Consider the following 21,460-nt stretch of genomic DNA (forward strand, 5'->3'; position numbering starts at 1 on the left):
CGGGTGGGTCGGATCACCAAGGCACACGGGCTCAAGGGCGGCATCAAGCTCGAGCTCTACACCGACGACCCGGATCGTCGGTTCACCCCGGGTGCCACCTTCACGCTCCAGGTCCCCGACGACTCACCGTGGTCGGGCAAGACCCTCGAGCTGGACGAACTCCGCTGGTACAACGGTCACCCCGTCGCGTTCTTCGCCGGGATCGACGACCGGACCGGCGCCGAGTCGCTCGCCCGCGCGATCCTCTGGGTCGAGCAGGACGCCGACGCCGAGACCGGCGAGGACGACGCCTGGTACGACCACCAGCTGGTCGGCCTCAAGGTGCTCCGCGACGGCGTCGAGGTCGGCACCGTCGCACGGGTCGACCACCTGCCGGCGCAGGACCTGCTCGCGATCGACACGCCGTCCCGCGGCGAGGTCCTCGTGCCGTTCGTCTCGGCGATCGTGCCCGCGGTGGACATCGCCGCCGGCACCGTCACCGTCACGCCCCCGCAGGGCCTGTTCGAGGACCCCGAGGACACGTCCCGGCCCGAGACGGTCACGGACTAGTCCCCGTGCGCATCGACATCGTCACGATCTTCCCGGAGTTCTTCTCCGTGCTGGACGTGTCCCTGCTCGGCAAGGCGCGGTCCGGCGGCCTGCTGGACCTGCACGTGCACGACCTCCGTTCGTGGACGACCGACCGGCACCGCACCGTCGACGACACCCCGTACGGCGGCGGCGCCGGCATGGTCATGAAGCCGGAGCCGTGGGCGCAGGCGCTCGACGCCCTGCTCCGGCCCGACGGGTCGTCGACGCTGGTCGTCCCGACACCAGCCGGCACGCCGTTCAAGCAGACCATCGCCCGGTCGCTCGCGGAGCACGACCACCTCGTCTTCGCCTGCGGGCGGTACGAGGGCATCGATGCCCGCGTGTTCGAGTGGGCGGCGTCGCGCTGCTCGGTCGTCGAGCTCTCGCTCGGCGACTACGTGCTGAACGGCGGCGAGGTCGCGGCGATGGCCATCATCGAGGCCGTCGGGCGACTCGTCCCCGGCGTGGTCGGCAACCCCGAGTCCCTCGTCGAGGAGTCCCACGAGGACGGCTTGCTCGAGTACCCCTCGTACACCAAGCCCGCGTCGTGGCGGGACCACTCCGTGCCCGAGGTGCTGCTCAGCGGCCACCACGGACGGATCGCCGCGTGGCGGCACGAGCAGCAGGTGGAGCGGACGCGGCGCGTCCGGCCGGACCTGCTGCCGCCGGCCTGACGCTGGCGCGGCGCGGTACGGCGCGCGCTTTTCGCGCTGGGCGACACTTCACGCGTTCGCGGTCCCGTGAACTGTCGCTTCGCACGAAATCCGGCTCCGCCGTCACGGACTGGAGGCGCGGTGCGGGCCCGCACCGTGCCTCCAGGCCGTCAAACGGTCGCGTCGGCGCGCTGGGCGCGACGCAGGGTGAGGACCTCAGGACCGTGTTCGGTGACCGCGACGGTGTGCTCGACGTGCGCGGCACGCGAGCCGTCGACGCTCTTGAGCGTCCAGCCGTCGTCGTCCTGGTAGAGCTCGTCGGTGCCCTGCATCAGCCACGGCTCGATCGCGACCACGAGTCCCGGACGGAGCTTCAGGCCGCGACCCGGGCGTCCGTCGTTCGGGACGTGCGGGTCACCGTGCATGGTGCGACCCACGCCGTGACCGCCGAACTGCAGGTTCACGTCGTAGCCGGCCTGGTGCGCGACGTGCCCGATGGCGTGCGAGACGTCGCCGAGCTTGTTGCCCGGCGCCGCCTGCGCGATCCCGGCGGCCAGGGATCGCTCGACCGTGGCGATCAGGGTCTGGTCGTCCTCGCGCGGTGTGCCGACCTGCACGGAGACGGCGGAGTCGGCGACCCAGCCGTCGACGCTCGCGGCGAAGTCGAGGCTCACCAGGTCGCCGTCCTGAAGCGTGTAGTCGAACGGCAGACCGTGCAGCGCGGCGTCGTTGACCGACGTGCAGAGGTTCTTGCCGAACGGCGAATTGCCGAACGAGGGGTGGTAGTCGACGTAGCAGCTCGCCGCGCCGCGCTCGGCGATCATCCGCGCCGCCACCCGGTCGAGGTCGAGGAGGTTCACCCCGACGTCGACGGTGTCGAGCAGCTCGTCGAGGACGTCGGCGACGAAACGGCCGGCGGCACGCAGGCCGTCCAGCTCGGCGGGGGTGCGCAGTTCGATCATGGGTCCATCCTCGCTGTTTTGTCCCGCGCGCTCTCTGTGGCAGTATTGATCGCTGTGCCCTGGCTGGACTCTGCCACGGGGGAGTCGCCGACACCGGGCACGCACCACTACTTTCCGATTACCGATCCGCGGCGACCCGTGCGCGTCCGCAGAGAGTGAAACCCACCATGAGCCAGCTCCTCGACAACGTCGACGCAGCATCGCTGCGTACCGACGTCCCGGACTTCCGCGCCGGTGACACCATCAAGGTGCACGTCAACATCATCGAAGGAACGCGCTCGCGTATCCAGGTCTTCCAGGGCGTCGTCATCGGCCGCCAGGGCCACGGCATCGGCGAGACCTTCAAGGTCCGCAAGGTGAGCTTCCAGGTCGGCGTCGAGCGCTGGTTCCCGGTGCACTCGCCGATCATCGACCACATCGAGATCGTCACCCGCGGTGACGTCCGTCGTGCGAAGCTCTACTACCTCCGCGAGCTCCGCGGCAAGGCGGCCCGCCGCAAGATCAAGGAGAAGCGCGACGCCTGATCGCCTTCACAGTGAGCGTCCGCGAGCCGGACGGCGCTGTCAGCCCCTCGTCCATGTACGGTTGTGCATCGACGGGGGGCTTTCCCTTTGCCTCGCGGTCAGCCTCGCTCCATCCGGGCGGGAGCCCGTGTGAACGAGAGCGGAAATGACGGACACGACTGGTGAACCCGGGCGCAGGCCCCGTGCCGAGAAGAAGCGCAACGGCGTCCTCACCTTCCTCCGGGACCTCGTCATCATCTTCATCGCGGCGCTGCTCGTGTCGTTCCTCGTCAAGACGTTCCTGATCCGCTCGTTCTACATCCCGTCTGCCTCGATGGAGAACACGCTGCAGATCAACGACCGGGTGATCGTGAACGAACTCGTCCCCGGCATGGTCGCGCTGAAGCGTGGGGACGTCGTGGTGTTCAAGGACCCGGGTGGATGGCTCACCGGGTCCGAGGTGCCGAGCGTCACGCCCGACACCCAGCCGGCGAAGGCGATCGACTGGCTCCTGACCCAGGTCGGCCTCGGCACCGGCGACAGCGACGACCACCTCATCAAGCGCGTGATCGGCCTGCCGGGGGACAAGGTCTCCTGCTGCAACGACCTCGGGCAGATGTCCGTCAACGGTGTCCCGATCAAGGAGCCGTACCTGAAGCTCCCGGCCGGCGCACCGGCGTCGGCGACCGACTTCTCCGTCACCGTCCCCAAGGGCACGATCTGGGTGATGGGCGACAACCGCAACGACTCGAAGGACTCGCGCTACAACGGGGACACGCCGTCGAAGGGCTTCGTGCCGCTGTCCGACGTCACCGGGCGCGCGTTCGTCATCTCGTGGCCGACCAGCCGCTGGACCTGGCTCGACGACCACCCCGAGGTCTTCGCCGGGGTCGAGGAACGCGACCAGTGACCGCGGTTCGTCCGTCGCTGCGCGTCGAGAAGCGGCTGCTCGCCGAGGGCCGCGTGACGGTCATCGGCATGGACGAGGTCGGCCGAGGCGCCATCGCCGGGCCCGTCGGGGTCGGGGTCGCCGCGGTGACGATCGACGTCGGGCGTGTGCCGCAGGGCCTCGCCGACTCGAAGCTGCTCTCCGCCGCACGCCGGACCGAGCTCGTCCCGGTCGTCACGCGGTGGGCACGGACCGCCGTGGGACTTGCCTCGGCGGACTTCGTGGACCAGCAGGGCATCGTCCCCGCCCTCGGTGCCGCGGGTGCGCAGGCGCTCGAGACGCTCGTCGCCGACGGACTGTCGCTCGACGGCGCCGTGGTCGTGCTCGACGGGTCGTTCGACTGGCTGAGCCGTGCTGTGCCGGCGTCGCTCCGGGCCGCGGTGGACCCACTCGAGGTCGTCGTCCGGGTGAAGGCCGACCGGGACTGCGCGTCGGTCGCCGCGGCGTCGGTCGTGGCGAAGGTGACGCGTGACGCCCTCATGATCGCGGCGCACGACGAGGCGCCGCACTACGCGTGGGCGTCGAACAAGGGCTACGGGTCCACGGCGCACTACGACGCGATCCGGACCGTCGGGGCGCACGCGCTGCACCGGAAGAGCTGGCTGCACCAGGCGTCGAGTGTGTCGCTCGACGGGTTCGACGAGTTGGACGTCCTCGCGGGTTGAGCTGCGCTGGTCCCGGGGTGTTCGAGGGTGTCGCTCGCTGGGGGTTCGAGGGTGTCGTTCGCTGGGGGTTCGCGGGCGTCGCTCGCGCCGTAGACTGTGGGCGCAATGGATGAGGACGAATTCGACGACTACGACCGCGAGGTCGAGCTGGCCCTGTACCGCGAGTACCGCGACGTCGTGTCGCAGTTCCGCTACGTGGTCGAGACCGAGCGACGTTTCTACCTGGCCAACGAGGTCGAACTGGTGCGCCGCGACACCGAGCACGATTTCTACTTCGAACTGACGATGAACGACGTCTGGGTGTGGGACGTCTACCGTTCCGACCGGTTCGTGAAGGGCGTGCGCGTCCTGACGTTCAAGGACGTGAATGTCGAGGAACTCACCTCGCGGGAACTCGAACTCCCGAAGGAACTCGCGCTCGACGAGTGATCGTCAATTACGGCTGATGTCGGGAATCGCCGACGATGCGTGACCGGATGTATTTGTGCGCGCTATTCTGAACGGGAATTCCCGTCCAGATGAACAGGAGCCGCAGATGGCACAGAAGGTCACCGTCCAGCTCGTCGACGACCTCGACGATTCCCCGATCACCGCTGGCGAAGGCCGTACCGTCGAATTCGGTTTCGACGGGTCGTCGTACGAGATCGACTTGACGAACGACAACGTCGACAAGTTCCGCGAAGCGATCTCCGACTACGTGGCCGCTGCGCGCAAGGTCTCCGGCCGACGCACCGGCGGCACGTCGGCGCCGAAGTCCGCGCCGAAGCGTGGCAACTCCGAGGAACTCGGCAAGATCCGCGAATGGGCGAAGGAGAACGGTTACGAGGTCTCGACCCGTGGCCGCATCTCGACCCAGGTGCAGGAAGCGTACGCCGCCGCGCACTAGCGAGCGACGCTGCAGGACCCGGACGATCACGATCGTCCGGGTCCTTCGTCATTCCTCCACAATCACTGTTCGTTCCGAGTCATTCCACAGGTGGCCGGGGTGCCGATTCACTGTGGTGCCGTGTGCCCGATCGTTGTCGGCGGAGGCAACGACATGGAACAGACACTGCACAGCACGACCGGGCGATCACTTCGGAACGGCAGACTCGGGCGATTCGGAGAAGACGCAGCGGCGACGTGGTTGCAGGCGCGTGGATATCGCATCGTCGATCGGAATTGGCGGTGTGCGCGCGGTGAGATCGACATCGTCGCGTGGGATTCCTGCACGCTTGCGTTCATCGAGGTGAAGACCCGGTCGGGTGTCCGGACCGGGCATCCGTTCGAAGCGATCACGGCATCGAAACTCACGCGGCTCCGCCGACTCGTGCCCGCGTGGTTCGAGGACCACCCGGAGACTGCCGCACGAGCGGTCCGCATCGACGCCGTCGCCGTCCACGTCGACGGGCCGCGCACCGTCGTCGAGCACCTGGTGGGTGTGCTGTGAGCGGCATCGGTCGCGCCGCAGCCGTCGCACTGCTCGGGGTGACGGGCCGCCGCATCGAGGTCGAAGCGCACCTGACCAGTCAGCTGCCGGCCTTCAGCATCATCGGTCTCCCGGACACCTCCCTCGGTGAAGCACGAGAACGGGTCCGGGCAGCGGCGGCGAACGCGGGCTGTCCGTTGCCGGCGCGGCGGATCACCGTCAACCTGACCCCGGCCGCGATCCCGAAGCGCGGATCCGGTTTCGACCTCGCGATCGCCATGGCCGTGCTCGCCGGCGCCGGCTTGGCCCCGATGGTGTCGGAGCACATCGTCTACATCGGCGAGCTCGGGCTGGACGGCCGCGTCCGTCCGGTGCCCGGTGTCATCCCGATGCTGCTCGCCGCCCGCGACGCCGGGGCGGAACGGGTGGTGCTGCCCGTCGGCAACGTGGCCGAGGCTCGCGTGGTGAGCGGCGTCCGGACGATCGGCGTCGACTCGTTGCGCGCGGCGGCGATCGACGCCGGGGCACTGCTGCCGGCGGTGGACGTCGAGCCGGTGCTCGCGGCGGCCGTCGGTGCGGTCCCGATGCCGGTCGCCGAGCTGGCGGACGTCGTCGGCAATCCGATCGGGGTGCGTGCCGTGATCGCCGCCGCGGCCGGAGGGCACCACGCGCTGCTCCTCGGTCCACCCGGTGCCGGCAAGACGATGCTCGCCGAACGGCTCCCCGGGCTCCTGCCCGACCTCGACGACCAGGCCGCACTCGAGGTCGCAGCCGTCCGGTCCGTGGCCGGGCTCGGGGCTGCCTCCTGGAGCACCCGACCGCCGTGGGAGGCCCCGCACCACTCGGCATCCGCCGTCTCGCTCATCGGCGGTGGCTCGGGCACACTCCGGCCCGGCGCCGTCTCCCGTGCGACGCGGGGCGTGCTGTTCCTCGACGAGGCGCCCGAGTTCCCGCGCGCGGTGCTCGATGCGCTCCGGCAACCGCTGGAGTCCGGACGGATCACGATCCACCGTGCTGCCGGGGCCGCGGAGTTCCCGGCGCGGTGCCAGGTCCTGCTCGCCGCGAACCCGTGTCCCTGCGGCAACGCCGGCGCTGCCAACGCGCAGCCCTGCGAGTGCCCGCCGAGCGCCGTCCGCCGGTACCTCGGCCGGATGTCCGGGCCGCTCCTGGACCGGATGGACATCCGGGTGCTCGTGCCGCGGGTCACGACGGCCCGGATGCGCGGCGCCGACGGCAGCACGCCCACGACGGCCGCCGCGCGGGCCACCGTGGCCTCGGCCAGGGCTCGGATGTCCGAGCGGCTCCGCGGAACCGGGTGGACGCGGAACGCGGAGGTGACCGGTTCGTGGCTCCGTGTCGCCGGACGGATCGAACCGGGCTCCACCGTCGACCTCGACCGGGCGCTCGACCTCGGCACGTTGACCATGCGCGGGTGGGACCGCGTGATGCGGTTGGCGTGGACCCTCGCGGACCTCGACGCGGTCGACCGTCCGGGGAAGCGGCACGTCGGCGGCGCCCTCGCGCTGCGGAGCGCGCTGTGAACCCCGTGAGCCGTGGCCTGCTCGACGCCGTCGGCCGAGTGCTCGGGGCCGAGCGTGACTCGGTGGACCGGGTCGAGACCGCGGCACGGGTGGCCTGGTCTGCGGTGGTCGAGCCGGGCGACGCCGTCGCGGGGGAGCTCCTCGCCGCACTCGGACCGGAGCGCGCACTCGGTGCCGTCCTGCTCGCCGCCGACGGCGACTCGGCTGAGCTGCTCGACGGCTGTGTCGAGGCAGGGGTCGCCGGCGCCGAGGACCCGGACGCCTTCGGTCCGGCGCTGGAGTCGGCGCTCGCCCGCTGGCGGCCGCGTCTGACCGCGGTCGACGTGAACGGGGTGTTCGCAGCGGCCGAAGCCGTCGGTGCGCGGCTGCTCGTACCAGGGGGAGCGGGATGGCCGAGCGCGCTCGACGACCTCGGGCCCCACGCCCCGGTCGTGCTCTGGATCCGCAGCGCCTCGGCGCTGGTCGGGGACGGGCTGCCGGCCCTCGCGGTCGTCGGGTCGCGGGCGAACACGGTCGCGGGTGCGGAAGCGGCGGCCGAGGTCACCTCGACGAGTGCTGACGCCGGGTGTGCGATCGTGAGCGGAGGCGCGTACGGCATCGACGCCGTCGCGCACCGGGTCGCGATCGCCGCCGGGTCGCCGACCGTCGCCGTCCTGGCGGGCGGGGTGGACCAGCTGTACCCGGCCGGCAACGTCGAGCTGCTCCGGAACGTCGCGCGGCAGGGGGCGCTCCTGGCGGAGTCCGCGCCGGGCACCCGACCCACTCGTTGGCGCTTCCTCGCGCGGAACCGACTGATCGCTGCGCTCGCGGACGCGACCGTGGTGGTGGAGGCCGGAGCGCGGTCCGGTGCGCTCAACACGGCGCACCACGCGGCGCAGCTCGGGCGGCCGGTGTTCGCGGTGCCCGGGGCGTTCGCGTCGTCGGCGTCCGTCGGGTGCCACCGGCTCGTCGCGCAAGGGCGGGCGCAGCTCGTCGTGCACCCGGGGGACCCGACAGCTGCGGTCCTCCGTCGGGGTGCGGTGACGACCGGGGCGGCGGGAACGCGGACCGCGGGACGGCCACTCGCGGTTCCGAACGAGCCCCTGGTGTCGGCCGACCAGGACCCCGAGGTCGTGCGGGTGCTCGATGCCCTCGGACGACGTGCCCTGCCCGACGACGAGGTCGCGCGGCGATCCGGTATGTCCCTCGCCGAGGTCGCCGACGCGATCGCGCTGGCGCAGCTCCAGGGGCTCGTCGAGCGTCGCAACGGCGGGTGGGCCCGGGCATGACGGCACCCCGCTCTACGCTGACCAGGTGGCGGAGCAGACCGACGGACGACTCGAGGTGGCGGTGCACACCTTCCTGGCGCACGCCCGCCATGCCCGCGGCCTCAGCGAGCAGACGCTCCGTGCGTACGCGAACGACCTCGAACAGCTCGTGGCGTTCGCCGCCGCCCGTGGTGTCGACGACATCGCCCGGCTGGACCTCGAGGTCCTGCGCGACTGGCTCTGGGACGCCGACCAGCGCGGACTCGCCCGGTCCACCATCGCGCGGCGGTCCTCGTCCGTGCGCGCGTTCACCCGGTGGGCGAGCGAGACCGGGGCGACCGCGACCGATGCCGGCGTGCGGCTCCGGGCACCGAAGGGCGGCTCGCACCTGCCGCGGGTCGTGTCCACCGACCAGGTGCGGGTGCTGCTCGACGGCCTCGGTGCGCGCGCTGCGACCGACGATCCCGGGGCACTGAGAGACCTGGCCGTCGTCGAGCTCCTGTACGCCGCGGCGATCCGGGTGAGTGAGCTCGTCGGGATCGACGTGACCGACGTCGACCGCGGGCGGCTCACGGTCCGGGTGCTCGGCAAGGGCGGGAAGGAGCGGGTCGTACCGTTCGGTGTCCCGGCTCGCGACGCACTCGAGCGCTGGCTCGAGCACGGACGCGCGGCGCTCGCGGCCCGGTCGGAGGAGCCGACCGGCCCGGCGCTGTTCCTCGGCGACCGCGGGGGTCGGCTCGGCGTCCGGAGTGCGTACCGGATCGTCGCACGGCTGCTCGCCGACCTGCCGGGGGAGGGGCCGAGCGGGCCGCACACCTTCCGGCACACGGCGGCGACGCACCTGCTCGACGGGGGAGCTGACCTGCGTGCGGTCCAGGAGCTCCTGGGGCACGCGAGCCTCGGCACCACGCAGATCTACACCCATGTCTCCTCGGCGCGACTCCGTGAGGTCTACCGCACCGCGCACCCCCGCGCCTGACGCGCCCCGTGCCTGACGCGCCCCGTGCCTGACGCGCCCCGTGCCTGACGCGCCCCGTGCCTGACGCGTCCCGAGCCTGACGCGCTCTCGTGCCCGACCGCTCACCCCGGCCAGGCCGACTCCGGCAGCAGCACCGGCCACTCCGCGGGCGGCAGGTACGGCGTCGGGTCGACGTACCTCCCGTCCACCCGGGCGCCGAGGTGCAGACACGGATCCGCAGCGGAGCAGTGCCCGACGGACACCGTCCCCACCGGCTCGCCCTGCTGCACCGGGTCGCCCGCGGCCACGAGGGGCGTCACGGAGTCGAGGGTGCTCACCAGCCCTCCGCCGTGGTCGACCGTCACCACCGTCCGGCCACCGACCGAGCCGGCGAAGGCCACTGTGCCGTCGTCCACCGCGCCGGCCGGCGTGCCGAGCGGCGCCGGGACATCGATCCCGCGGTGCCCGGCGGAGTAGTCGTCCGACGGCCGTTCCCATCCCCGCTCGACCACCCTCGTGCCGGTGGGCCAGACCCAGGGCGCGGCGCCCCTCGGCGCCCCCACCGACGCAGAAGCCCGCGCGGACGCGATCGTGCCCGTGGACGTCGTTCCCGGTGCGGTGCCCGTGAGCACCGCGACGAAGACGGCGAGCAGTGCGGACACGAGCCACGCGGCCGGGCGGGAGGAGGACATGCACCCAGCGTGCGGTTCCCTGGCCGACCACGGGACCGACGGAGGTCGATCTGTGGAGCGTGAGTCGTGCCTCCAGGCCTGTGGAGGAAGGGCACGCGCGCCGGACGCGACCATGCAGGTGCATGGTGCGACGAACCACGAGGGGATCGACCGGTGGATCGTCGGAAAGCTCGTGCGCGTCAAGCGAAACCCCGCACCCGACGCACCCGCCACTCCCGTACCCCACCCGGTTATGACCACGTCCGCCACGAGGAGTACAGTCGGGGCCGCTCCGGACCACGCAACGCCGCACGGACGGCGAACGAGCCGACCGCCGGGGCACCGTGCACACAGCAGCACGGCCGGCAGAACCCAGGAGCATCGTGTCGAACACAGCCACCGGGCACGGCGAGGACCGTGCGTTCAAGGGGAAGGTCACCGCGTTCGCCATCGCCGCAGCGGTGGGCGGGTTCCTCTTCGGATTCGACTCGTCGGTCATCAACGGCGCGGTCGAGGCCATCAAGGGCGAGTTCGGCCTGTCCGAGGCCGCGAGCGGCTTCGCCGTGGCCTCCGCCCTCATCGGCTGTGCGTTCGGCGCCTACTTCGCCGGTCGACTCGCTGACCGCTGGGGTCGCACCCGGGTGATGTTCTGGGCCGCCGTCCTGTTCCTGGTGAGCTCGATCGGCTCCGGCTTCGCGTTCGCCACGTGGGACTTCGTCCTGTGGCGTCTCGTCGGTGGTCTCGGCATCGGTACCGCCTCGGTGATCGCGCCGGCGTACATCTCCGAGGTCTCGCCCAAGGCGATCCGTGGGCGGCTGGCCTCGTTCCAGCAGCTCGCCATCACGCTCGGTATCTTCGCCGCGCTGCTGTCCGACCAGTTCTTCGCCGTGACCGCCGGTGGCGCCTCGGAGGTCGTCCTCGGCCTGCCGGCGTGGCGCTGGATGTTCCTGGTCGGCGTGATCCCGTCGGTGGTCTACGGCATCCTGGCGATCACGCTGCCGGAGTCGCCGCGGTACCTGCTCGCCAAGGGGCGGACGGAGGACGCCCGCGCGGTCATGACGAAGATCGTCCCGCGCGACACGGTGAACACGAGCCTGGAGGAAATCCAGGACGGCATCAAGAAGGAAGCCAACGAGAAGAAGGGCTCGATCCGGGGCAACCGCTTCGGCCTGCAGCCCATCGTCTGGGTCGGCATCATCCTGGCCGTGCTGCAGCAGTTCGTCGGCATCAACGTGATCTTCTACTACTCGACGACGCTGTGGCAGGCCGTCGGGTTCAAGGAGAGCGACTCGTTCCTCATCTCCACCATCACCTCGGTGGTCAACGTCGCGGTCACGTTCATCGCGATCTTCCTGGTCGACAAGGTCGGTCGGAAGCCGCTGCTCGTCACCGGTTCGGCCGGCATGTTCGTGTCGCTGGCGATGGTCGCGATCGCGTTCTCGCAGTCGACGATCGTGGACGGCAACCCGAGCCTGCCCGGCGCGTGGGGCGTCATCGCCCTCATCTTCGCGAACCTGTTCGTCGTGTCGTTCGGTGCGACGTGGGGTCCGCTCATGTGGGTGCTGCTCGGTGAGATGTTCCCGAACCGCATCCGTGCCACGGCGCTCGGCATCGGCTCGGCTGCCAACTGGGTCGCGAACTTCATCGTCACCATCACGTTCCCGGTGCTGTCCGGGTTCAACCTGACGGTGACCTACGGCATCTACGCGCTGTTCGCGCTGATCTCGTTCTTCTTCGTCATCGCGAAGATCCCCGAGACCAAGGGCCGTTCGCTCGAGGAGATGGGCATCTCCGCCGAGGGCGACACGGTGAACGCCAAGGCCTGATCCTCCGGATCACCAGGCCGGGAGGCCCGGATCACGTCAGCCGGTCGGCGAACGTGATCCGGGCCTCCTTTCTGCTAGCATTTCCCCAGCAGTGCGCTGATGCGCGCTGACTTCGCGTGTCCACAGGGCCGTCAGCGGTTCGCCGCCGTCGACTCGGCACCCGACCACCGGTCCCCCTCTCACGAGTGGGCGGTCGCGTGCCAGGACACCAGGGACCACGACCTCCGGTCGTGTTCGACACAACCGCAACAGGGGCACAGCGCAGCTGTGCGCCGAGAACACAGAAGGAGGACGGCACATGGCCGTCGTCACCATCCGCCAGCTGCTCGACAGCGGCGTCCACTTCGGACACCAGACCCGTCGGTGGAACCCGAAGGTGAAGCGCTTCATCCTCGCCGAGCGCTCGGGCATCCACATCATCGACCTGCAGCAGTCGCTGGCCTTCATCGACCGCGCATACGACTTCGTCAAGGAGACGGTCGCGCACGGTGGCACGATCCTCTTCGTGGGCACCAAGAAGCAGGCGCAGGGCTCCATCGCCGAGCAGGCGACCCGCGTCGGCCAGCCGTACGTCAACCAGCGTTGGCTCGGCGGTCTGCTCACGAACTTCCAGACGGTCTCCAAGCGCCTCGCGCGCATGAAGGAGCTCGAGGAGATCGACTTCGACGACACGACGAAGGGCTTCACCAAGAAGGAGCTCCTCATCAAGAAGCGCGAGCTGGACAAGCTCCACAAGACCCTCGGTGGTATCCGCAACCTCACGCGCACCCCGAGCGCGCTCTGGATCGTCGACACCAAGAAGGAGCACCTCGCCGTCGACGAGGCGCAGAAGCTCGGGATCCCGATCATCGGCATCCTCGACACGAACTGCGACCCCGACGAGATCACGTACCCGATCCCGGGCAACGACGACGCGATCCGCTCCGTCGGTCTCCTCACCCGCATCGTCGCCGACGCCGCGGCCGAGGGCCTGAAGACCCGCCACAACGGTGGCGACGACGACGAGGCCACCGAGCCCCTCGCCGAGTGGGAGCAGGAGCTCCTCGGTGGCGACGCCGCAGCCACGCCGTCCGCTGACGCCGCCCCCGAGGGGTCGACCGTCGAGGAGAACGACGCTGACGCGCAGGTCGCCGCGAAGGAGATCGGCGAGCCGATCGCCGACGACGCGAAGAACGCGGAGCCGACGGCCGAGGCCGAGGCAGCCGCGGAGACCACCCCCGCCGAGTGAGCCATCGCAGGCGCCGGATCCGATCGGGTCCGGCGCCTGCGACCTCCACTCTCCACACACGTACAGTCCAGAAAGGACAGTCAATGGCAAACTTCACCGCTGCTGACGTGAAGAAGCTCCGCGAGGACCTCGGCGCCGGCATGATGGACGCGAAGAACGCGCTCGTCGAGGCCGACGGCGACTACGACAAGGCCGTCGAGCTGCTCCGCATCAAGGGTGCGAAGGCCGTCGCCAAGCGCGATGACCGCGCCACCTCCGAGGGTGTCGTCGTCGCGAGCTCCGAGAACGGCGCCGCCACGGTCGTCGAGCTCGCGAGCGAGACCGACTTCGTCGCGAAGAACGAGAAGTTCACGACCCTCGCCGACAAGGTGCTCGGGGCCGTCGCGGCCGCCGGTGCTGCCGACGTCGCCGCCGCGAACGCCGCCCCGCTGGACAGCAAGACCGTCCTCGAGGTCGTCAACGAGGCCGCTGCTGCGCTGGGCGAGAAGCTCGAGGTCCGCACGGTCCGCCGTGTCGAGGGCTCGGCCTTCGAGATCTACCTGCACAAGACCAGCCAGGACCTGCCGCCGCAGATCGCCGTCGTCATCGCGTACGAGGGTGACAACGCTGCGGAAGCCCGTTCGATCGCTCAGCACGTCGCGTTCGCGAACCCGACGTACCTGACCCGCGACGAGGTCCCGGCCGACGAGATCGCCAAGGAGCGTGCGACCGTCGAGGCGATCACGCGTGAAGAGGGCAAGCCCGAGGCTGCCCTCCCGAAGATCGTCGAGGGTCGGGTGAACGCCTACATCAAGCAGGTGTCGCTCCTCGACCAGGACTACGCGAAGGACAACAAGATCTCCGTCGCGAAGGCCGCCGAGAACGCCGGCATCACGATCCAGGGCTTCGCCCGCGTCAAGGTCGGCGCGTAACGAACCCGTGACGGGGCCAGGAACCAACGAGGTTCCTGGCCCCGTTTTCGCGCGCACGAGCGCGCACGAGCGCGCACGAGCGCGACACATCCGCGAGTACATTTCCACGAGACCACGACGAAGGGTGCGATCAGATGACCGACGAGAAGACCGGACGACGCCGCGTACTGCTGAAGCTGTCGGGAGAGGCCTTCGGCGCCGGGTCCCTCGGGGTGAACCCCGACGTGATCGGCTCCATCGCCAGGGAGATCGCCGTGGCCGCCCGTGAGGTCGAGATCGCGATCGTCGTCGGCGGTGGCAACTTCTTCCGCGGCGCCGAGCTCTCGCAGCGCGGCATGGACCGTGGCCGCGCCGACTACATGGGCATGCTCGGCACCGTCATGAACGCACTCGCGCTGCAGGACTTCCTCGAGCAGGCCGGAGCCGCCACCCGCGTGCAGTCGGCCATCGCGATGACCCAGGTCGCCGAGCCGTACATCCCGCGCCGCGCCGAGCGGCACCTCGAGAAGGGCCGCGTCGTGATCTTCGGCGCCGGTGCCGGACTGCCGTACTTCTCGACGGACACCGTGGCGGCGCAGCGGGCGCTCGAGATCAAGGCCGACGAGGTCCTGGTCGCCAAGAACGGCGTCGACGGCGTGTACACCGCGGACCCGAAGAAGGACGCCACCGCCGAGAAGCTGCACCACGTGACCTACCAGGACGCGCTGCTCAAGGGCCTCAAGGTCGTCGACGCCACGGCGTTCTCCCTCTGCATGGACAACGGCATGCCGATGCACGTCTTCGGCATGGAGGGCGACGGCAACGTCCAGGCCGCCATCCGGGGCGAGCGCATCGGCACCGTGGTCAGCAACTGACCCGCCGCGCTGACTAGACTCGACGCCAGTACCGAAGGAGAAACACCGTGATCAGTGATGTCCTGACCGAAGCCACCGAGAAGATGGCGAAGGCGGTCGAGGTCGCCAAGGACGACTTCTCCACCGTCCGCACCGGCCGCATCAACGCCGCGCTCTTCCAGAAGATCCCGGTCGAGTACTACGGCACCCCGACGCCGCTCGCCCAGCTCGCCTCGCTGCAGACGCCCGAGGCCCGCACGCTCATCGTGACGCCGTACGACAAGACGGCCCTCAAGGAGATCGAGCGCGCCATCGCGACGTTCCCGAACCTCGGTGCCAGCCCGACGAACGACGGTGACATCGTCCGCGTGACGATCCCCGAGCTCACCAAGGACCGCCGCAAGGAGTTCGTCAAGCTCGTGCGGACGAAGGGCGAGGACCACAAGGTCGTCATCCGCAACATCCGCCGCAAGGCGAAGGACGACCTCGACGCCCTCAAGGGTGAGATCTCGGACGACGAGATCGCTCGCGGCGACAAGGACCTCGAGGCCCTGACGAAGAAGCACGTCGACCAGATCGACGACTCGCTGAAGAAGAAGGAAGCGGAACTCCTCGAGGTCTGATGCGTCGTCCAGACCAGGGCGGTGAGCGCCCCACAGCAGAGAACGGGCCCGGGCAGACCGGGCCCGTGAAGAAGGGGCTGCGCCAGGACTTCGATGCGCGGGCCCGTGCCGCACGCAACGACTTCGAGGCGCAGCTCCGGCAGCGGAAGGCCGACTTCGGCGCGCGCAACGAAGCCCTGACCGCCCGGACCGGACGGAACCTGCCGGCCGCGATCGGCATCGCCCTCGCGTTCGCCGTGGTGATGCTCGGCACGCTCCTCATCTGGACGCCGTCGTTCATGGTAGTGGCGGCGTTCCTGCTCGGCGTGGGCGTCTACGAGCTCACGAGCGCCATGCGCTTCGCCGGCCGGGACGTCCCACGGATCCCGAGCGTCGCCGTCGCGATCGCGATCGTGCCGGCGGCGTTCCTGTACGGGCAGATCGCGGCGCTGTTCACGCTGCTCGGCGGCATCGTGCTGATCATTCTGTGGCGACTGGTCGAGGTGGCGGTGACCCGTCCGAAGCCACCCGCGGGCAACGTCGCCCGTGACCTGACGAACGGCTTGTTCGTGCAGGCCTACATCTCCCTGCTCGGTGCCTGTGTCGTGCTGCTGTCCGCGCAGCCGCAGGGCAACCTCTGGGTGATCGCGTTCATCCTGGTCGTCGTCGCGGTGGACACCGGTGCGTACGCGACCGGTCTCAACCTCGGCAAGCACCCCATGGCACCGCGGATCAGTCCGAAGAAGACCTGGGAGGGCTTCGCGGGCTCGGTGGCGGCGAGCATCGTCGTCGGCATCCTCGTCACCTGGCTCATGCTCGGGCTGCCCTGGTGGACCGGCGTGGTGCTGGGAGTGCTCATCTCCGGCTCGGCGACGCTCGGCGACCTGACCGAGTCGATGATCAAGCGCGACCTCGGCATCAAGGACATCTCGTCCTTCCTGCCCGGGCACGGTGGGCTCCTCGACCGGATCGACAGCATCCTGCCGTCGGCCGCGGTCGCCTACGTGTTGTACCTGATCGTCAACCACTGACCGGATCCGTCCGGGCTCCCTGAACGGCGCGCCCAGCGCGTCCAGGTTGTGCCACGGGTCGGGACTGGCAGAATGACGCCGTGGCCACCACCTTCCCGACCGCAGCCCGTTCCGCCCTCGGTTACGACGTCGACGAGGTCGAGCGTTTCCTCGAGGACGCCCGGCGTGCGTACTCAGCCGACGACAGCGCCCCCGGCATCGAAGCCGCGAAGATCCGCGCCACCGCCTTCTCGATGCGGAAGGGCGGGTACTCGACCGCCCACGTCGACGCCGCGCTCGAACGCCTCGAGGACGCCTTCGCGGCCCGCGAGCGCGAGCGCGAGATCGGTGAGGTCGGCCAGAAGGCCTGGTACTCCGACGCGCGCACGAAGGCCTCCGACGTCGTCGCACGGCTCGAGCGTCCGGACGGTCAGCGGTTCAGCCGTGTCAGCGTGCTCGGCACCGGCTACCACCCGAAGGACGTCGACGCGTTCGCGGCGCGTCTCGGTGGCTACTTCCGCGAGGGCAAGCCGCTCAGCCTGACCGAGGTGCGGTCGATCGTGTTCCGGCCGAAGCACGGCGGGTACCGCGAGGGCCAGGTTGACGCGCTGCTCGACGCCGTCGTCGAGGTCATGCTCGCTGTCCGGTGACGACGCGCTGGGCCCAGGTGCTTCGCTTTCCGTGATCGTTCCGTTACCCTGGTCCTACTCATGGGCAGGCACACGGCAGACAACAGCTCCGACCGCGATACCCGCGAGCACCTGAGCCAGCTGGCTCCCGGTGAGCGCCGCGCGGCAATGAACCGAACCCGCTCGACGGACACCTCGGTGCTCCAGGCGAACCCGCAGGTGCTCCCCGCGGTGACCGAGCCGATCGCGACGCCGAAGTCGGTGGCAGCGAACCGCGTCTCCGACGAAGCCGTCGCCGCGTTCGCACACGCCGTGCCGAGCACCCCGGCGGACCCGCGCATCGTGAAGCAGCGTCGCGCCCGCACGACGGCAGCCCGCACGACGGCAGCCCGCACGACGGCAGCCGTCGCGACGCGCCCGAGCGGTGGCATGTCCGGTGTGAACTCCTTCGCCCGGAAGCGTTCGTCGATCCCGGCGTTCTCGTTCTTCGGCGTCTTCCTCTTCGTCGGCGCCTCGCTGTTCAACCCGCTGCAGGCCGACGTCGCACAGGCCGCGGTCGACACCCCCGTGCTCGTCAAGGCCCCGGCGCCGCAGCAGTACACGGCGCACGGCACCTACGGCGACGCCGCTGCCGGTCGCGACGACTACGGCGTCACCGTGCCGGCTCCGAAGGTCGTCAAGAAGGCCGAGACCGAGACCGCCACGACGGACGACGCGACGGCGACGACGGACGACACGACCGCCGCAGCGTCGACCGAGTCCGTCTCCGCGGCGAACACCCTAGCAGCGACGGCCGCGGTGCCCGACGCCGGCAGCGCCCAGGCGATCGCGCTCCAGCAGGTCACCGCCCGTGGCTGGGGGACCGACCAGTACAACTGCCTCGTCTCCCTCTGGAACAAGGAGTCGGGATGGCGCGTCAACGCGTACAACCCGAGCGGTGCCTACGGCATCCCGCAGGCGCTCCCGGGCAGCAAGATGGCTTCGGCCGGTGCCGACTGGCAGACGAACCCCGCGACGCAGATCACGTGGGGCCTCAACTACATCGCGGGTGTCTACGGCACCCCGTGCGGCGCGTGGGGTCACAGCCAGGCCAACAACTGGTACTGATCGGCAGAACGGGTGCCGCGCAGCAACCGACCGCGGCGGCCCCGTGGTCGCGACGTCGAGCCTGACGAGGACACCGGCCTCGATCGGCTGATGAGCTCGTGGAAGCGCACCGAGGTGCGTCGTGGCCGCGAGTTCCTCGTGCAGCCCGTGTCCGCCGCCTCGGCGCAGAAGGAGTACGTCTGCCCGGGCTGCGGTGGCACCGTCCTGCCCGGCACCGCGCACGTGGTGGTCTGGCGATCCGACGGGGTGCTCGGCGACGCCGCCGACCTCGCGTCCCGCCGACACTGGCACAACCACTGCTGGAGCATCGCATGACCACCGACCGGACCAGCACCGACGAGACCAGCACCGACGAGACCAGCACCGACGAGATCCGCTCCGGCACCGAACTGCCCGCCCGGCGCACCGACGTCGAACTCGTCACCGACGACCACCTGACACTCGTCGGCGAGCTCGCGGAACCGCTGGAGCACCCGGCCCGCGGAACCATCGTCACGCTGCACCCGCTCCCCACCGCGCACGGCTTCATGGACTCGCACGTCCTGAAGAAGGCCGCCGCTCGCCTGCCGGCGCTGGCGGACATCGCCGTGCTGCGCTTCAACTTCCGGTCGGTGTCGTCGCCCCGGGGGACCTCCGAGGGCACCTTCGGCGAGGGCGTCTCCGAGGGCTTCGACCTGCGCGCCGCGGTCGCCGAGGTCACGGACCGAGGACTCCCGACGCCGTGGCTGGTCGGCTGGTCGTTCGGCACCGAGGTGATCCTCAAGCACGCGCTCGAGCACGTCGAGGCCGGCACTGTGGCAGGTGTCGTCCTGCTCTCGCCGCCACTGCACCGCACCACCGACGAGGAGCTCGCGCGCTGGGCCGGCGCCGCCGTCCCCGTGGTCGCCCTGGTGCCGGAGCACGACGACTTCCTGCAGCCCGACCAGGCGGCTGAGCGGTTCGCCCTCGCCCCGAACGTCCGGGTCGTCCCGGTGGCGGGTGCGAAGCACCTCTGGGTGGGGGAGCGGTACGTCCGCATCGTGCTCGATGCGATCGCGGACCTCGTGGTGCCCGGAAGCGCCCCGCTGCCGACGCACTGGCCGGTCTGACGGACGCGGGCCGGGTGCCCGAGGCCGGGTCACGTCGGTGACGTGAGTCAGCCTGGAGGCGCGACTCGCGCCTCCAGGCCGGGTCGCGTCAGCGTGTGGTCGCGTCTTCGCTGTCGTCGGCCGGCTCGGACTCGCTGCCGGGTGCCGTCCCGAGCAGCCCGGTCGCGTGCGTCAGCACGCCGCGCAGGTTCTCGAGGTAGCCCGCCACGGCTTCGCGCTCGGTCCGGATCGCCGCGAGGCGGTCCTCGGCCTCGGCGATGGTGGCTGCGGTGCGCTCCTCGGCGTCCGCGACCATCCGGTGCACCCGGTCCTGCGCGTCGGCGACGATGGTGCGCGCGTGCTCCTGCGCGTCGGCCGTGCTCGTGCGCTCGAGGTCGTCGGCCTCCTGCTGCAGGCGCTCGGCACGCTCGCGTGCCTCGGTGGCGCGGCGGGTGGCCTCGGCGAGCTGCAGGTTCGCCTCGTCCAGGTACTTCTGCGTCTCGGTGACCGTCTCGTGGTGCTTCTGCAGGTAGTCCTGCTCGGCGTCGTCACGGCGGGCGGCGAGCTCCGACTCGAGCGTCGTCCGGGCCTCGTCGCGTTCGCGGGCGATCTCGGCACGGGCTTCGTCGCGCTCCTTCGCGAGGTCGGCACGCGCGGTGTCGATCTCCTGGCGGAGGGCGGTGCGCTCGGTCTCGAGGGTCCCGAGCTCCGCGGTGCGGCGGTCGGCGATCTCGGTGTCGACCTCGGCGTGTTCGCGCTCACGGCGGGCTGCGAGCTCGTTCTCGTGCTCGCGGAGTGCCCGCTCGGCGTCGGAGTCGGCTTCGGCGCGCTCTCGGGCGATCCGGGTGTCGTGCTCCTCGAGCTCACGGGCGATGCGGTCGGCGGTCTCCTGTACGAGCCGCTCGTTCTCGACCCGGGTCTGCTCCTCGTCGACGCGGAGCTGGGCGCGGGCGGCCTCGACCTCCTGCGCCAGGGCGGTGCGTGCCGTGGCGAGTTCGCGGTCCCACTCGGCGCGGGCGGCCGCGAGCTCTTCCTCGACCACACGACGGCGGTCGGCGAACTCGGTGTCCAGCTCGGCGCGACGGCGCTCGACCTCGGACTCGAGCTCGGCGCGACCGCGTTCGAGCGCGATGGCGTGGGTCTGCTGCTGCTCGTCGCGCTCGCGGTGCCAGGCGGCACGGCCCTCGGTGACCTCGCGCTCGAGCGACTCGCGGCGCGTCGATTCCTCGCGGTCGAGGTCCTCGGTGCGGCGGGCGTGGTCGGCCTCGAACACGGAGCGGCGGTGCTCGGTGTCGCGGTCGAGCTCGGCGGCGGCGGTACGGGCGTCCGCGGACTCGCGCTGGGCGATCTCGCGCAGCTCGGCGACCTCGTGCTCGACCTGCGCACGCAGGGCGTTGGTCTCGCGGATCGCGACGGAACGGACCTCGGCGGCCTCGGTCACGGCGGCACCGCGGATGGCGGCGGCCTCGTTCCGGGCGTCCTGGGTGAGCAGGCCCGACTCGGCGCGGGCGCGTTCGACGGTGTCGGCGGCCTCGGCGCGGGCGCGGGTCAGCTCGTTCGTCGCGCGGGTCCGGGCGTCGTCGAGGGTGTCGCGCGCTTCTTCCTGGGCCTCGCGCACGATGCGCTCGGCGTCGGCACGGCTGGACGCACGGAGACGTTGTGCGTCGATGTCCGCCTGGCTGATGAGCCGCGTGGACTGCTCTTCGGCGACGCGCAGGGTCGACTCGAGCCGGGTGCCGAGTCCGCTGTAGGTGGGGGTGCCGGCCTCGTCGAGCTCGCCCTGGAGCTCGGAGACGCGGGACTGCAGGAGACGGATCTCCTTCGCGGCGTCCGCGCGGTCGGTGTTCGACTTGATCAGCTCGCGGCGCAGGTCGTTCAGGGCCCGTTCGACCTCGTCGCGGCGGTAGCCGCGCAGTTCGGTCCCGAACTCTGCCTCGTCGTTCGCCACGTGTCGCTCCTGTGTGCTCGGCGGAGGGCCAGCGCAGGCCCGGCCTCGATTGTAGTGGTGGGCCGATGGGGTCGTCTGTGACCGCCGGCACCCGCGCCTGTGACCGGCGTCAGCACGGATGGATGCACTGTCCAGCGTTGCTCGCTATCCTGAGTCGCTGATTCGCGCGCCG

24 protein-coding genes are annotated in these 21,460 nt (G+C 70.7%); 21 read left to right on the plus strand and 3 right to left on the minus strand.

The window, feature by feature from the left end:
* Positions 1-3 precede the first annotated feature (3 nt).
* A complete protein-coding gene (rimM, locus tag EDF19_RS16940; protein WP_395860610.1) occupies positions 4-549 on the plus strand; it encodes a ribosome maturation factor RimM in 546 nt (181 codons plus the stop codon).
* Positions 550-554: 5 nt separating this feature from the next.
* Complete coding sequence (gene trmD / locus EDF19_RS16945) at positions 555-1,244, plus strand: tRNA (guanosine(37)-N1)-methyltransferase TrmD (RefSeq protein WP_123682041.1); 690 nt, start codon at positions 555-557, stop codon at positions 1,242-1,244.
* A gap of 149 nt (positions 1,245-1,393) precedes the next feature.
* Here the strand turns inward: trmD and map are convergent, their stop codons facing one another.
* Positions 1,394-2,185, minus strand: a complete 792-nt coding sequence (gene map / locus EDF19_RS16950) for a type I methionyl aminopeptidase (protein ID WP_123682042.1) — start codon at positions 2,183-2,185, stop codon at positions 1,394-1,396.
* Positions 2,186-2,352: 167 nt separating this feature from the next.
* Here map and rplS point away from each other — a divergent pair, with 167 nt between their 5' ends.
* The 9 genes from rplS (at position 2,353) to EDF19_RS16995 (ending at position 9,477) form a co-directional block, all read left to right on the plus strand.
* The gene (gene rplS / locus EDF19_RS16955; RefSeq protein ID WP_123682043.1) at positions 2,353-2,709 is read left to right on the plus strand and encodes a 50S ribosomal protein L19; all 357 of its coding nucleotides are present in this window, start codon (positions 2,353-2,355) and stop codon (positions 2,707-2,709) included.
* Positions 2,710-2,854: 145 nt separating this feature from the next.
* A complete protein-coding gene (gene lepB, locus EDF19_RS16960) occupies positions 2,855-3,598 on the plus strand; it encodes a signal peptidase I (protein WP_123682044.1) in 744 nt (247 codons plus the stop codon).
* Positions 3,595-4,302, plus strand: coding sequence for a ribonuclease HII (locus tag EDF19_RS16965; RefSeq protein WP_123682045.1), 708 nt, complete (start codon positions 3,595-3,597; stop codon positions 4,300-4,302). The genes lepB and EDF19_RS16965 overlap by 4 nt, the downstream gene beginning before the upstream one ends.
* Positions 4,303-4,407: 105 nt before the next feature.
* Entirely contained in the window at positions 4,408-4,731 is a 324-nt protein-coding gene (locus EDF19_RS16970) for a DUF2469 family protein (RefSeq protein ID WP_111086072.1), read from the plus strand.
* Positions 4,732-4,837: 106 nt separating this feature from the next.
* A complete protein-coding gene (locus tag EDF19_RS16975) occupies positions 4,838-5,188 on the plus strand; it encodes an Lsr2 family protein (protein WP_123682046.1) in 351 nt (116 codons plus the stop codon).
* Between the two features lie 120 nt (positions 5,189-5,308).
* Positions 5,309-5,731, plus strand: coding sequence for a YraN family protein (locus EDF19_RS16980; protein ID WP_311317125.1), 423 nt, complete (start codon positions 5,309-5,311; stop codon positions 5,729-5,731).
* Positions 5,728-7,251: a YifB family Mg chelatase-like AAA ATPase gene (locus EDF19_RS16985; protein ID WP_123682048.1), complete on the plus strand. Its 1,524-nt coding sequence runs from the start codon at positions 5,728-5,730 to the stop codon at positions 7,249-7,251. Before EDF19_RS16980 ends, EDF19_RS16985 begins: the two co-directional genes overlap by 4 nt.
* Entirely contained in the window at positions 7,248-8,519 is a 1,272-nt protein-coding gene (gene dprA / locus EDF19_RS16990; RefSeq protein ID WP_123682049.1) for a DNA-processing protein DprA, read from the plus strand. The genes EDF19_RS16985 and dprA overlap by 4 nt, the downstream gene beginning before the upstream one ends.
* Before the next feature lie 25 nt (positions 8,520-8,544).
* On the plus strand, positions 8,545-9,477 hold the full coding sequence (locus EDF19_RS16995; protein WP_123682050.1) for a tyrosine recombinase XerC: 933 nt from the start codon (positions 8,545-8,547) through the stop codon (positions 9,475-9,477).
* A 101-nt stretch (positions 9,478-9,578) separates the two neighbouring features.
* Here the strand turns inward: EDF19_RS16995 and EDF19_RS17000 are convergent, their stop codons facing one another.
* Positions 9,579-10,148 carry a murein hydrolase activator EnvC gene (locus EDF19_RS17000; RefSeq protein WP_185022919.1) on the minus strand — a complete coding sequence of 190 codons (570 nt, stop codon included), beginning with the start codon at positions 10,146-10,148 and terminating at the stop codon, positions 9,579-9,581.
* 362 nt (positions 10,149-10,510) lie between these two features.
* Between EDF19_RS17000 and EDF19_RS17005 the strand changes: the two genes are divergently transcribed.
* From EDF19_RS17005 to EDF19_RS17050, 10 genes are all read left to right on the plus strand, one after another.
* Positions 10,511-11,953, plus strand: coding sequence for a sugar porter family MFS transporter (locus EDF19_RS17005; RefSeq protein WP_123682052.1), 1,443 nt, complete (start codon positions 10,511-10,513; stop codon positions 11,951-11,953).
* A 298-nt stretch (positions 11,954-12,251) separates the two neighbouring features.
* Positions 12,252-13,181, plus strand: coding sequence for a 30S ribosomal protein S2 (gene rpsB, locus EDF19_RS17010; RefSeq protein ID WP_123682053.1), 930 nt, complete (start codon positions 12,252-12,254; stop codon positions 13,179-13,181).
* 83 nt (positions 13,182-13,264) lie between these two features.
* Positions 13,265-14,092 (plus strand): translation elongation factor Ts, encoded by an 828-nt coding sequence (gene tsf, locus EDF19_RS17015; RefSeq protein ID WP_123682054.1) that lies wholly within the window; start codon positions 13,265-13,267, stop codon positions 14,090-14,092.
* A 134-nt stretch (positions 14,093-14,226) separates the two neighbouring features.
* A complete protein-coding gene (pyrH, locus tag EDF19_RS17020) occupies positions 14,227-14,946 on the plus strand; it encodes a UMP kinase (RefSeq protein WP_123682055.1) in 720 nt (239 codons plus the stop codon).
* Between the two features lie 47 nt (positions 14,947-14,993).
* Positions 14,994-15,548 carry a ribosome recycling factor gene (gene frr / locus EDF19_RS17025; protein WP_123682056.1) on the plus strand — a complete coding sequence of 185 codons (555 nt, stop codon included), beginning with the start codon at positions 14,994-14,996 and terminating at the stop codon, positions 15,546-15,548.
* Entirely contained in the window at positions 15,548-16,558 is a 1,011-nt protein-coding gene (locus tag EDF19_RS17030) for a phosphatidate cytidylyltransferase (protein WP_260217258.1), read from the plus strand. The genes frr and EDF19_RS17030 overlap by 1 nt, the downstream gene beginning before the upstream one ends.
* Positions 16,559-16,638: 80 nt before the next feature.
* The gene (locus EDF19_RS17035; RefSeq protein WP_123682057.1) at positions 16,639-17,187 is read left to right on the plus strand and encodes a DivIVA domain-containing protein; all 549 of its coding nucleotides are present in this window, start codon (positions 16,639-16,641) and stop codon (positions 17,185-17,187) included.
* 147 nt (positions 17,188-17,334) lie between these two features.
* Complete coding sequence (locus tag EDF19_RS17040; protein ID WP_260217259.1) at positions 17,335-18,273, plus strand: lytic transglycosylase domain-containing protein; 939 nt, start codon at positions 17,335-17,337, stop codon at positions 18,271-18,273.
* Positions 18,274-18,285: 12 nt separating this feature from the next.
* On the plus strand, positions 18,286-18,588 hold the full coding sequence (locus EDF19_RS17045; RefSeq protein WP_260217260.1) for a hypothetical protein: 303 nt from the start codon (positions 18,286-18,288) through the stop codon (positions 18,586-18,588).
* The gene (locus tag EDF19_RS17050; RefSeq protein ID WP_123682058.1) at positions 18,585-19,361 is read left to right on the plus strand and encodes an alpha/beta hydrolase; all 777 of its coding nucleotides are present in this window, start codon (positions 18,585-18,587) and stop codon (positions 19,359-19,361) included. The genes EDF19_RS17045 and EDF19_RS17050 overlap by 4 nt, the downstream gene beginning before the upstream one ends.
* A gap of 88 nt (positions 19,362-19,449) precedes the next feature.
* On the opposite strand, the gene EDF19_RS17055 is transcribed toward EDF19_RS17050, so the two are convergent.
* Complete coding sequence (locus EDF19_RS17055) at positions 19,450-21,288, minus strand: DivIVA domain-containing protein (protein ID WP_123682059.1); 1,839 nt, start codon at positions 21,286-21,288, stop codon at positions 19,450-19,452.
* Between the last annotated feature and the right edge of the window lie 172 nt (positions 21,289-21,460).

Source organism: Curtobacterium sp. PhB115 (genome assembly GCF_003752025.1).
Lineage (GTDB): Bacteria > Actinomycetota > Actinomycetes > Actinomycetales > Microbacteriaceae > Curtobacterium.